Source organism: Curtobacterium luteum, assembly GCF_014646995.1.
Taxonomy (GTDB): domain Bacteria; phylum Actinomycetota; class Actinomycetes; order Actinomycetales; family Microbacteriaceae; genus Curtobacterium; species Curtobacterium luteum.
Genome location: NZ_BMOI01000004.1, coordinates 16,700 through 28,908, shown reverse-complemented (window position 1 = coordinate 28,908; position 12,209 = coordinate 16,700). Strand labels below are relative to the sequence as shown.

The window sequence follows — 12,209 nt, the reverse complement described above, 5'->3', positions numbered from 1 at the left end:
CACCGCGCCTCCGGTGCGTGGTCGCGTCGCCGCCCGGTCTCGCCGGGGACGCCCGGTTCTGCCAGGCACGCCCGTAGCGCGCCGGCGTCGGTGGACCGGGGGATACTGGAGCAATGCCGCTGTACCGGGACGAGTGCGTCGTGTTGCGCACCCACAAGCTCGGGGAAGCCGACCGCATCGTCACGATGCTCAGCCGGCAGCACGGCAAGATCCGCGCCGTGGCGAAGGGTGTCCGGCGCACGGCCTCGAAGTTCGGCAGCCGACTCGAACCGTTCATGGTCGTGGACGCCCAGTTCTACGAGGGTCGCTCGCTCGACATCGTCACCCAGGCGGAGTCCCTCGGCTCGTACGGCGCGCAGATCGTCGCCGACTACGGCGCGTACACGGCCGCGAGCGCGATGGTCGAGACCGCCGACCGGCTGAGCGAGGCGGACGCCGGGCTCCAGCAGTACCTCCTGCTCGTCGGTGCGCTCCGGTCCCTCGCCCGCGGGGAGCACGCCGCGACGGCGACGCTCGACTCGTACCTGCTCCGGGCCATGAGCATCGCCGGGTGGGCGCCCTCGTTCGGCGACTGCGCGGTCACGGGGGAGCCGGGGCCGCACTCGGCCTTCGTCGTGCAGCTCGGCGGGGTCGTCGCAGACCACGCCGCCCCGCCGGGGACGCCCCGGCTCGACCCGGTGACGCTCGGCCTGCTCGGCTCCCTGCTCGCGGGGGACTGGAGCACGGTCGACGCCGCCGACGAGCGCACCCGTTCCCGTGCGTCCGGCGTGGTCGCCGCGTACGCCCAGTGGCACCTGGAACGATCGCTCCGGTCGCTGCCCCACGTCGACCGCACCGAGCACCCGGCCCCGGTCGCCCCGACCCCGGGCGGTGTGCCGGCCGCCGTGGCCGCGACCCCGACCCCCGCGGTACCGACCCCGACCGCCGCCGACGCCGAAGGAACCCCTGCATGAGCCCACGCCGGTACGCCGAGTCCGAGCCCCTGCGTCCCCTCGACTGGACCGGCGAGCAGCCGCCCGCGATCCCGGCGCCGTTCGTCCCGGAGCACGTCGCGATCGTCATGGACGGCAACGGCCGGTGGGCGAACCAGCGCGGCCTCACCCGGGTCGAGGGGCACAAGGCCGGCGAGGCCTCGCTCCTCGACGTCGTCGCCGGCGCGATCCAGATCGGTGTCCGGCACGTGTCGGCGTACGCCTTCTCGACGGAGAACTGGAAGCGCTCGCCCGACGAGGTCCGGTTCCTCATGGGCTTCAACCGCGAGGTCATCCACCGCCGCCGCGACCAACTGCACGCCTGGGGCGTGAAGATCCGCTGGGCCGGTCGCCGCCCTCGGCTGTGGCGCAGCGTCGTCGACGAGCTGCAGGCGGCCGAGCGGATGACCGCCGACAACGACGTGTGCACGCTGACGATGTGCGTCAACTACGGCGGCCGGAACGAGATCGTCGACGCCGTGCGGGGCATGGCGGAGGACGTCGCCGCCGGGCGCATGAAGCCGAGCCAGGTGACGGAGAAGGCCCTGGCGAAGCGGCTCTACGTGCCCGAGCTGCCCGACGTCGACCTGTTCCTCCGGAGCTCGGGGGAGCAGCGCACGTCGAACTTCATGCTCTGGCAGTCGGCGTACGCCGAGATGGTCTTCCTCGACCGGCTCTGGCCGGACTTCCGACGCACCGACCTCTGGGGAGCGATCGAGGAGTACGCGCGCCGCGACCGTCGGTACGGCGGCGCCGTGGACGCACCGACCGCCTGACAGGAGGCCCGTAGCGGGCCGGCACCGTGCCTCCCGTCGGACACGGCGTCACCACGCGCGGGTGCGACCCGCGTCGGTCGCGGAACGTGGCGGCCGAGGCCGCCGCCGACGGCACGTCGTGCGACCAGGACGGCGCGCTGGCGGCACGTCGTGCGACCAACCCGGCGCGCCCCGCTCAGCGGATCACGTGCTCAGCCGAGCAGGTGCGCTGCCGACCGCACCGCGCCGAGCGCCGCCCGCACGCTCGGCACCCGGTCCGCGCCCCGCGCGACCACGACCTCGACGCGCCGCGCGAGCTCCTCGCCCGCCGGCGTGACCGTCACCCCGGCCGGCACGACCGTCGTTCGGAGCGCGAGCCGCGGGAGCAGCGCCACGCCGAGCCCGGCTGCGACGAGCCCGACGACCGCCGCCGCGTTGTCCGTCTCGAGCACGATGTCCGGCGTGAACCCCGAGGCCGCACACGAGGCGAGGAGGTGCCCGCGGCAGCGCGGACAGCCGCCGATCCAGCGCGCCTCCCGGTGCTCGGCGAGGTCGGCGGGACCGACGGCGGTGACGGTGTCCGTCGTGGCGGGGGTGACGAGGGCGAGCGGGTCCTGCCCGAGGACGCGGACGAGCAGGGTCGGGTCGACGCCGGGGTCGGCGTCCTGCAGCGCGTGCGAGAACGTGAGCGCCACGTCGACCTCGCCGCGGCGGAGGAGCTCGACGGCCTCGGGCGGCTCGGCCTCGACGTACGAGGTGACGACGCCGGGCGCCTCGTGCGCCATGGTCGCGAGGACGGCCGGTACCAGGGTGGAGGACGCGCTCGGGAAGCCGGCGATCCGCACCCGTCCGCGTGCGAGTCCGCCGACGGCGTCGAGGTCCTCGCGGGCAGCGGCCAGCGCGGCCTCGACGGCGGGGGCGTGCTCGGCGAGGACCCGCCCCGGCTCGGTCAGCGTGACGCCGCGCGCGCCGCGGAGGACCAGGTCGTGTCCGAGTCGTCGTTCCGCACGGGCGAGCAGTTGGCTGACCGCGGGCTGGCTGTACCCGAGGGCGACGGCGGCGCGGCTGATGGAGCCCGCGTCGCGGACGGCACGCAGGACGCGGAGCAGCTGGGGGTCGATCTCGTCCACAACGTCATGTTATGGGGGATCGAAGAAGCCTGCTCTGGTGTGATGCCTCCACCACGGCCACGGTGGAGGCATGGACTCCTTCGTCGACGGCTCGGGCTACCTCGCGGCGTGCACGGCCGGGCTCCCGACCCACGGGACCCTCGCTGCGATGCGCGCCGACCTGGCCGAGTGGGAGCACGGCGCGTCCACGCCGCTCGCGTACGGCGCGCTCGTGGAGGAGGGCCGTTCGCTCTTCGCCCGCATCGTCGGCGTCGACCCGGCACGCGTGGCCACCGGCTCCCAGACCTCCGCGATGGTCGCGGTCGCGGCGGCCGCCCTGCCCGACGGTGCCGAGGTCGTGGTCCCCGACGGCGACTTCAGCTCCGTGGTCTTCCCGTTCCTCGCGCAGGCGCATCGCGGGGTGCACGTCCGGAGTGTCCCGCTCGACCGGCTGGCCGAGGAAGTGCGCCCGGGCGCCGCGATGGTCGCGTGGTCCGCGGTCCAGTCATCGAGCGGCGAGGTGACCGAACCGGAGCCGGTCGTCGCGGCGGCGCGCGCTGCGGGGGCCCTCACCCTGTGCGACCTCACGCAGGCGGCCGGGGTGCTCCCGGTGTCCGCCGCGCCCGTCGACGTGACCGTCACGCACGCCTACAAGTGGCTGTGCGCACCGCGTGGCGTCGCGTTCGCGACCTTCTCGGACGAGGCGCTCGCCCGGCTCCGACCCGTGCAGGCCGGCTGGTACGCGGGCGAGGACCTGTGGTCGTCCTGCTACGGCCCGGACATGCGCCTCGCCGCCGACGCGCGCCGGTTCGACGTCTCACCGGCGTGGCAGGCCTGGCCCGGGGCGGTCGCCGCCCTGCGGCACCTCGCCGCCGTCGATGCGGCATCGGCCTGGAGGCACGCCACCGGCCTCACGGACCGGCTCGCGGACGCGCTCGGGTCGCCCCGGAGCGGTCAGGCGATCACGACCTTCCCGGACGCCGACGGCTCGGCGCTCCGCGCGCTCACCGACGCCGGCCTCACGGCGAGCGGCCGGGCCGGGCGGCTCCGCCTGGCGTTCCACCTCTGGAACGACGACGCGGACGTGACGCGCGTGGTCGACGTCCTCGGGGGACTGTCCGGCTTCAGACCTGTGGGGTGAGACGACCCGTCCACAGGTGCCGCGCCTCCCGTCCGCCGACGGCCGCGAGGCCGGTACGCTTGCCCGGTACCTTCCCGCACCGGGCACCCAGTCCGGCGATCCCTGGAGTCCCTCTTGGCACAGTCCTCCCGTCTCGACAGCGTCATCGCCCTGGCCAAGGGCCGTGGCTTCGTCTTCCAGTCGGGGGAGATCTACGGCGGATCCCGCTCCGCGTGGGACTACGGGCCCCTCGGCGTCGAGCTCAAGGAGAACATCAAGCGCCAGTGGTGGCAGCGGTTCGTCCGTGGCCGCGGCGACATGGTCGGCCTCGACTCCGCCGTCATCCTGCCCCGCAAGGTGTGGGAGGCCTCGGGCCACGTCGCGACCTTCACGGACCCGCTCGTCGAGTGCCTGCACTGCCACCACCGCTTCCGTGAGGACCACCTGCTCGAGGCGTTCGAGTCGAAGAAGGGCCGGAAGCCCGAGGGCGGCATGGCCGAGATCGCCTGCCCGAACTGCGGCACCCGCGGTGAGTGGACCGAGCCGCGCGAGTTCTCCGGCATGCTCAAGACGTACCTCGGCCCGGTCGAGTCCGAGGAGGGTCTGAACTTCCTCCGCCCCGAGACCGCGCAGGGCATCTTCGTCGACTTCGCGCAGGTCGTCACGACGAGCCGGCAGAAGCCCCCGTTCGGCATCGGACAGGTCGGCAAGGCGTTCCGCAACGAGATCACGCCCGGCAACTTCATCTTCCGCACGCGCGAGTTCGAGCAGATGGAGATCGAGTACTTCGTGCCGCCGGCCGACGCCGAGACCCACTACGAGCAGTGGATCGCCGACTCGGTCGCGTTCTACACCGACCTCGGCATCGACCCCGAGAACCTCCGGCGCTTCGACGTGCCGGACGGCGAGCGGGCGCACTACTCCGACGCGACCGCCGACATCGAGTACCGGTTCGGGTTCCAGGGCTCTGAGTGGGGCGAGCTCATGGGCGTCGCGAACCGCACCGACTTCGACCTCAAGAACCACATCGAGGCGTCCGGCAAGGACCTCCGGTACTTCGACCAGGCGGCGAACGAGAAGTACGTCCCCTACGTCATCGAGCCCTCGTTCGGCCTCACCCGTGCCCTCATGGCGTTCCTCATCGACGCCTACCACGAGGACGAGGCCCCGAACGCGAAGGGCGGCGTCGACAAGCGCACCGTCCTCCGCCTCGACCCGCGCCTCGCTCCGGTCAAGGCCGCGGTCCTGCCGCTGTCGCGCAACGAGCAGCTCTCGCCGGTCGCACGGGGGCTCGCCGACGACCTCCGGAAGCACTGGAACGTCGACTTCGACGACGCAGGCGCGATCGGCCGTCGCTACCGTCGCCACGACGAGATCGGCACGCCGTTCTGCATCACCGTCGACTTCGACACGCTCGACGACAAGGCCGTCACGGTCCGCGAGCGCGACACCATGGGCCAGGAGCGCGTCTCGCTCGACCAGCTGCAGGGGTACCTCGCGCAGCGGCTCCTCGGCGCCTAGGCGCGACGCGGCGCGACGCGGCGCAGGCCGGCGTGGCGCGGATGCGCTTCGCACAACCAAAGTCACCTCGAACCACGCGATCCCGCGGCGCGAGGTGATTTTGGTTGTGCGGCGGGAATGAGCACGCATGCCGCGCGTTGTCGTCTGCGTGAACGACTCCGTGAAGGTCGATGTCTGGTCGGACATCGCATGCCCCTGGTGCTACATCGGCAAGCGCAAGTTCGAGGCGGGAGTGGCCGTGTTCGGCGCCGGCCCCGACGCCCGCCCGGTCGAGGTCGAGTACCACTCCTTCGAGCTGAGCCCGGACACGCCCGTCGACTTCGAGGGCACCGAGGCCGAGTTCCTCTCCGGGCACAAGGGGCTCCCGGTCGAACAGGCCCAGCAGATGATCGACCAGGTCGCCGGCATCGCCGCCACCGTCGGGCTGCGCTACGACTACGACGCCCTCCGCCACACGAACACCGTGAAGGCACACCAGGTCATCCACCTCGCCAAGCAGCACGGCAAGCAGCTCGAGATGGTCGAGCGCCTGTTCGCCGCGTACTTCGAGCGCGGGGAGCACGTCGGGCAGGACGAGTCGCTGGCCGACCTCGGGGCGTCGGTCGGACTGGATCGCGACGAGGTGCTCGCCACCCTCCGTGACGACGCCCAGCTCGCCGCCGTCCGCGCCGACCAGGCTCAGGCGGAGGCGTTCGGCATCAACGGTGTGCCGTTCTTCGTCATCGACGGCAAGTACGGCGTCTCCGGGGCACAGGACCCGGCGACGTTCGCGCAGGTGCTGCAGCAGGTCGTGCAGCTCCGTGCGACCACGCCCGAGGAGCTCGCCGAGGCGGCTCAGCGTGCAGCGGACGACGCGCACGCGGATGCCGAGGCGACCCGATGACGGCGCTGCAGCCGACGGGTGCGGTCGAGCCGCGACTCCAGGCCGCACCGCCGGTGTCGGTGCCCGACGCGCTGACGGGGGAGCCGCGCCCGGCGCTGCTCAGCCTCGTCACCCCGGGAGGTGCGCCCGTCTGCGAAGGCGACGCCTGCTTCGTCCCCGGTGCGACCGTGCCCGGCGCCGAGGGCGTCTGGACGGAAGTCCCGGACTGATCGACGGCGACCGACCGTGACCGACCGGCGGCGATCGATCGTCAGCTGCTGACGATCAGTCGCGGGTCGGCTCCTCGTCGGTGATGTCGGCGACCGTCGCACGGTAGGCCGCGACGAGGTCGTCCGCCTCGACGAACGCGCTCGCGCCGTGGCGCCCGGCGCCCAGTGCGATGCGGCGGCCGAGGATCCGCTCGTCGGCGTACACGGGCAGGTCGCCGGTCGCGCCGATGGGGGTGATCGTGCCGCGCTCGTAGCCGGACGCCTCGAGCGCCGTGGCCGCGTCCGGCATCGAGAGCTTGTTGACGCCGACGACCGCGCGGAGCTTCTTCCACGCGATGCTCCGGCCGCCCGGGACGAGCGCGAGCACGAACCCGCCGTCGTGGCGCTTCACGACCAGGGTCTTGACGATGTCACCGGGCTGGATGCCCAGGAGCGCGGCGGCATCCGCGAGCGAGTCCGCGGCCGGCCGTTCGACCACCTCCACCCGCAGGTCTCGGGCGGCGGCGTCGGCGTCGAAGCGGGCGATCCCGGTGTCGGTCATGTGGAGAACGCTACCGGCGCGTGACGACGTGGGAGGATGGGAGCCGTATGACGATCACACAAGCGCCTCCGAAGGGTTTGCGCATCGGCCCGATCGAGGTCGAGGCGCCGGTCGTGCTCGCGCCGATGGCGGGCATCACGAACATGGCGTACCGCCGGCTCTGCCGCGAGTACGGCGCCGGCCTGTACGTGTGCGAGATGATCACGTCCCGGGCGCTGGTCGAGCGGACCCCGGTGTCGATGCAGCTCATCCAGCACCACGAGTCCGAGACGCCGCGCTCGATCCAGCTGTACGGCGTCGAGCCGAACACCGTGGCCGAGGCCGCGACGATCCTCGTGGGCGAAGACCGAGCCGACCACATCGACCTGAACTTCGGCTGCCCGGTCCCGAAGGTCACCCGCAAGGGCGGCGGGGCCGCGCTGCCGTGGAAGCTCGACCTCTTCAAGGACCTCGTCGAGAAGACCGTCACGGCGGCCGGGGACGTCCCCGTCACGGTGAAGATGCGCAAGGGCATCGACGCCGACCACCTCACCTACCTCGACGCCGCCCGCATCGCGCGGGACGCCGGCGTCGCCGCGATCTCGCTGCACGCCCGCACGGCGAACGAGCACTACTCCGGGCACGCCGACTGGTCCGCGATCGCCACCCTCAAGGAGACGATCACCGACATCCCCGTGCTCGGCAACGGCGACATCTGGTCCGCCGCCGACGCCCTGCGCATGGTCGACGAGACCGGCTGCGACGGCGTCGTCGTCGGACGTGGCTGCCTCGGTCGCCCGTGGCTGTTCGGCGACCTCGCGGCGGCGTTCCGCGGCGAGGACGTCCGTGCGATGCCGACGCTCGGCGAGGTCGCGGTCGCGTTCCGTCGGCACGCCGAACTCCTCGTCGAGTTCTTCGGCTCGGAAGACCACGGCTGCCGCGACGTCCGCAAGCACGTGGCGTGGTACTTCAAGGGGTACCCGATCGGCGGTGACGTCCGGTCCGGCCTCGCGATGGCCTCGAGCCTGCAGGAGATCGACGACCTGCTCGGCAGGCTCGACTGGACGGCGCCGTACCCGGGCGCCGACGTCGAGGGCCCCCGCGGGCGTGCCGGGCACCCGAAGCGCACCGCACTGCCGGACCGGTGGCTCGAGTCGCGCGACGTCGACGCCGAGTTCCGGAAGGTCCTCGCGGCCGCCGAGCTCCACCACAGCGGCGGATGAGCGCCACCGCCTCGTACGGTCCGGCCGACGCCGAGCGCTGGCTCCCCGAGCAGCACTCGAACCGTCGCTCCGACTTCGCCCGTGACCGCGCCCGGCTCCTGCACTCCAGCGCGCTCCGGCGTCTGGCCGCCAAGACCCAGGTGCTCAGCCCCACGACGGGGCTCGACTTCGCCCGCAACCGGCTGACCCACTCGCTCGAGGTCGCGCAGGTCGGCCGGGAACTCGCGGACTCGCTCGGGCTCGACCCCGACGTGGTCGACACCGCCTGCCTCGCGCACGACATCGGTCACCCGCCCTTCGGACACAACGGCGAGACGGCGGTCAACGCCTGGGCCACGGGCATCGGCGGGTTCGAGGGGAACGCGCAGACGCTGCGACTCCTGACCCGGCTCGAGCCGAAGGTGTACGGGTCGGGGCCGGACGCCGACCGCGCGTACGGGTTGAACCTGACCCGGGCGTCGTTGGACGCGAGCTGCAAGTACCCGTGGCCCGCCTCCCAGGGCGTGTCGGAAGCGTCGTCGGGCCGGACGAAGTTCGGGTTCTACGACGACGACCACGCAGCGTTCGAGTGGCTCCGGGCCGGCGCTCCCCGTCGTCAGCGCTGCATCGAGGCCCAGGTCATGGACCTCTCCGACGACATCGCGTACTCGGTGCACGACTTCGAGGACGCCGTCGTCGCGGGCTTCATCGACGTCGCGGCGCTCGGGGACCGGGTCGGCGAGAACGACATCGTGACGGCCATGCACGCCTGGGTGGGGGACGACCTCAGCCGCGAGGAACTGCTCGAGGCGTTCGACCGGCTCCGCGCGCTGCCGCTCTGGATGACCTCCTACGACGGCTCCCGGCGTGACCTCGCGCGCCTGAAGAACCTGACCTCGCAGCTCATCGGCCGGTTCGCGCGGACGGCGACCGCCGCGACGCGCGAGTCCTACGCGTCCGGCTCCCTCGTCCGGTTCGCAGCGTCGGTGGTGACGCCCCCGGAGATCATCGGCGAGATCGCCGTGCTCAAGGGGATCGTGGCGGCGTTCGTGATGACCCACGGCGACCGGCAGCCGGTGTACGAGGAGCAGCGACGGGTGCTGACCGAGCTGCTCGACGCGCTCGCGGCCACCGGCAGCGCCGACCTCGAGCCGGGGTTCGCGGCGGACTGGCGTGCGGCGGCCGACGATGCCGGGCGGCTGCGGGCGGTCGTCGACCAGGTGGCGAGCCTGACCGACCAGGGGGCGCTCGCGTGGCACCGGCGGCTCGTCGTGGGGGAGCAGGAGCGGACGCACATCCCGGTGTGACGTCGTGCGCTGGCGCGCGGCGCTGGCGCTCGGTGTCGGCGCGCGGCGCTGGCGCGCGCCAGCGCTTGGTGCGAGGATTCCCGCACGGTGCGACGCGCAAGGGAGGTCACCATGTGTGGAACCTCGCACCGAAGGCCCACGGCAGTCGCCGCGACCGCCACGACGCAACCACGACGCGATCACGACGCGACCACGCACCGGGGGTGCGGAGCGCGCCGGTCCTGCACCGCGCCTCCAGGCAGGTGGCCCGTTCACAGACGGACCGACGGCCAACGGGGGTCGGTCGCACGAACTAGGATCGAGGGGTGGCTGGCAGGATCGCGCGGAACGACATCGACGAGGTCCGCTCGCGTGTCAACATCGCGGACGTCGTCGGCGACTACGTCACGCTGAAGCACGCGGGCGTCGGCTCGATGAAGGGTCTCTGCCCGTTCCACGACGAGCGCTCTCCGTCGTTCCACGTCCGGCCTCAGGTCGGCCGCTACCACTGCTTCGGGTGCGGCGAGGACGGCGACGTCTTCAGCTTCATCATGGCGCAGGACCACACCACCTTCGCCGAGGCCGTCGAGCGCATGGCGGCGAAGATCGGGTACACCCTCCACTACGAGGAGGGCGACGGCCCCCGCACCGACTACAACACGCGTGCCCGGCTCATCGCGGCGAACGAGGCCGCGCTCGAGTTCTTCACCGCGCAGCTGACGACCGCCGCGGCCGACCCCGCGCGGCGGTTCCTGGGGGAGCGCGGGTTCGACCCGGGGGCGGCTCAGCACTTCGGCGTCGGGTTCGCTCCGAAGTCCTACGACGCGCTCAAGGACCACCTGCGCGGTCGCGGCTTCACGCTCGAGGAGCTCACGAGCGCCGGGCTCGTGAGCCAGGGCGACCGCTCGCCGTACGACCGCTTCCGCGGACGCCTGATGTGGCCGATCCGCGACGTCACCGGGGCGACGATCGGCTTCGGTGCGCGGCGGCTCCTCGACGACGACAAGGGCCCGAAGTACCTCAACACCCCCGAGACGCCGATCTACCACAAGAGTCAGGTGCTCTACGGGATCGACCTCGCCCGGCGCGACATCTCGAAGCAGAAGCAGGTCGTCATCGTCGAGGGCTACACGGACGTCATGGCGTGCCACCTCGCCGGCGTGACCACCGCGGTCGCCACGTGCGGCACCTCGTTCGGCGTCGACCACATCAAGGTGCTCCGGCCGATGCTCGGCGACGTCAGCGGCGCCGACCCGAACGCCAACGGCGAGGTCGTCTTCACCTTCGACCCGGACGAGGCGGGGCAGCGTGCCGCCTCGCGGGCGTTCGCCGAGGAGCAGCGGTTCGCCGCCCAGACCTTCGTCGCGGTGGCGCCCGACGGCCTCGACCCGTGCGACCTCCGGCTCGCGCGCGGCGACGACGCCATCCGTCGCCTGGTCACGAACAAGCGCCCGATGTTCGAGTTCATGATCCGCCGGACCCTCGACGGGCACGACCTCGAGACGGTCGAGGGCCGTGTCGGTGCCCTCCGCGCCGCGGCGCCCGTGCTCGCGACCATCCGCGACCGTTCGCTCACGCAGGGCTACGTGCGCGAGCTCGCCGGCTGGCTCGGCCTCGACATCCCCGAGGTCCGTCGCGCGGTCGAGAACGCTCGCCAGCGAGCGCGCGGGGCGCAGGACGATCGGTCTGGAGGCACGGTGCCGGTCGCGCAGGCCGGTCCCGGTGGCGAGCTGGTCGCCCCCGCGGACGAGCCGGTGGCCGGACTCCGGTCACTGCCGAACGACCCGATCACCCGCATGGAGCGTGACGCCGTGATGGCGATGGTGCAGCAGCCCGGGCACGTCGGTGCGCCACTGCTCGGCCTCGCAGCGGCGGCCACGTTCTCGGCGCCGATGCTCGCCGTCGTCCGTGACGCCGTCGTGGCGAACGTCGACGCGATCGGCGCGGGGGACTGGCTCGACCGGCTGCTCACCGACGTGCCGATGCCGCTCCGGGGTCTCGTGCAGGAGCTCGCGCTGTCGCCGATCCCCGCCCGCACCGACGAAGACCTCGCGCTCTACTGCCGGAGCATCGTCGTCGCCCTCGTCGAGCGCGACCTGCTCGCACGCAAGGCGTCGTTGCTCGGGCAGCTGCAGCGGGCCGACCCGCACGAGCAGGCCGACCGTCGTGCGGAGATCCAGCGGCAGCTCGTGGACATCGACGCGCAGCGGATGCGGTTGCGGGCGGACTCCGAGGCTGCTGCGGCCGCTGCCGGCCAGCGCTGAGCGGGCGGCCCCGGGCGGCCGGCCAGCGCTGAGTGGGCGGACCCGGGCGGACCTGGGCGGACGGCTGTTCGCTGGCGGGGCTCGGCTGGCGGTCACAGTTGGTCGCAGGAGGTGTCGGGCGTGCGTGCAGCGGGCGGCACGTCGTGCGACCAGCGCGGGACGAGCACGGCATGTCGTGCGACCAACACCGCGACCGGCGCCGCGCCCCCGGTCCTGCCCGCCCGCCGGCCGGTCACGACTGCCCGCCGCCGCGACGCCGGGCGGTCACGAACGGTCGGTCCCGCGCGCGCCAGGCGACAGTTCGTGACCGGTGGCCGGAGCTGAGCGGGGAGTCGTGACCCCGCGCCACGCCCACCGCGCCGCCTTCGG

General features: G+C 73.0%; 11 protein-coding genes. 9 read left to right on the top strand and 2 right to left on the bottom strand.

Annotated features, from left to right (window positions below; all coding sequences use genetic code 11):
• Window positions 1-113: 113 nt before the first annotated feature.
• Both recO and IEY20_RS06040 read left to right on the top strand, forming a co-directional pair.
• A complete protein-coding gene (gene recO / locus IEY20_RS06045; RefSeq protein WP_175328628.1) occupies window positions 114-953 on the top strand; it encodes a DNA repair protein RecO in 840 nt (279 codons plus the stop codon).
• On the top strand, window positions 950-1,747 hold the full coding sequence (locus IEY20_RS06040; RefSeq protein WP_175328627.1) for an isoprenyl transferase: 798 nt from the start codon (window positions 950-952) through the stop codon (window positions 1,745-1,747). The genes recO and IEY20_RS06040 overlap by 4 nt, the downstream gene beginning before the upstream one ends.
• A gap of 191 nt (window positions 1,748-1,938) precedes the next feature.
• On the opposite strand, the gene IEY20_RS06035 is transcribed toward IEY20_RS06040, so the two are convergent.
• The gene (locus IEY20_RS06035) at window positions 1,939-2,856 is read right to left on the bottom strand and encodes a LysR family transcriptional regulator (protein WP_175328626.1); all 918 of its coding nucleotides are present in this window, start codon (window positions 2,854-2,856) and stop codon (window positions 1,939-1,941) included.
• 70 nt (window positions 2,857-2,926) lie between these two features.
• Between IEY20_RS06035 and IEY20_RS06030 the strand changes: the two genes are divergently transcribed.
• The 4 genes from IEY20_RS06030 (at window position 2,927) to IEY20_RS06015 (ending at window position 6,568) form a co-directional block, all read left to right on the top strand.
• Window positions 2,927-3,976, top strand: a complete 1,050-nt coding sequence (locus IEY20_RS06030; RefSeq protein WP_175328625.1) for an aminotransferase class V-fold PLP-dependent enzyme — start codon at window positions 2,927-2,929, stop codon at window positions 3,974-3,976.
• 114 nt (window positions 3,977-4,090) lie between these two features.
• On the top strand, window positions 4,091-5,476 hold the full coding sequence (locus tag IEY20_RS06025; protein ID WP_175328624.1) for a glycine--tRNA ligase: 1,386 nt from the start codon (window positions 4,091-4,093) through the stop codon (window positions 5,474-5,476).
• A 148-nt stretch (window positions 5,477-5,624) separates the two neighbouring features.
• Window positions 5,625-6,359 carry a DsbA family oxidoreductase gene (locus IEY20_RS06020; protein ID WP_175328652.1) on the top strand — a complete coding sequence of 245 codons (735 nt, stop codon included), beginning with the start codon at window positions 5,625-5,627 and terminating at the stop codon, window positions 6,357-6,359.
• Complete coding sequence (locus IEY20_RS06015) at window positions 6,356-6,568, top strand: hypothetical protein (RefSeq protein ID WP_175328623.1); 213 nt, start codon at window positions 6,356-6,358, stop codon at window positions 6,566-6,568. Before IEY20_RS06020 ends, IEY20_RS06015 begins: the two co-directional genes overlap by 4 nt.
• 55 nt (window positions 6,569-6,623) lie before the next feature.
• Here IEY20_RS06015 and IEY20_RS06010 read toward each other — a convergent pair whose 3' ends face one another.
• Window positions 6,624-7,109 carry an aminoacyl-tRNA deacylase gene (locus IEY20_RS06010; RefSeq protein WP_175328622.1) on the bottom strand — a complete coding sequence of 162 codons (486 nt, stop codon included), beginning with the start codon at window positions 7,107-7,109 and terminating at the stop codon, window positions 6,624-6,626.
• A gap of 47 nt (window positions 7,110-7,156) precedes the next feature.
• Here IEY20_RS06010 and dusB point away from each other — a divergent pair, with 47 nt between their 5' ends.
• From dusB to dnaG, 3 genes are all read left to right on the top strand, one after another.
• Entirely contained in the window at window positions 7,157-8,311 is a 1,155-nt protein-coding gene (dusB, locus tag IEY20_RS06005; protein ID WP_175328621.1) for a tRNA dihydrouridine synthase DusB, read from the top strand.
• Window positions 8,308-9,597 (top strand): deoxyguanosinetriphosphate triphosphohydrolase, encoded by a 1,290-nt coding sequence (locus IEY20_RS06000; RefSeq protein ID WP_175328620.1) that lies wholly within the window; start codon window positions 8,308-8,310, stop codon window positions 9,595-9,597. The genes dusB and IEY20_RS06000 overlap by 4 nt, the downstream gene beginning before the upstream one ends.
• Before the next feature lie 305 nt (window positions 9,598-9,902).
• On the top strand, window positions 9,903-11,840 hold the full coding sequence (gene dnaG / locus IEY20_RS05995; protein ID WP_175328619.1) for a DNA primase: 1,938 nt from the start codon (window positions 9,903-9,905) through the stop codon (window positions 11,838-11,840).
• The last annotated feature ends 369 nt before the right edge of the window (window positions 11,841-12,209 follow it).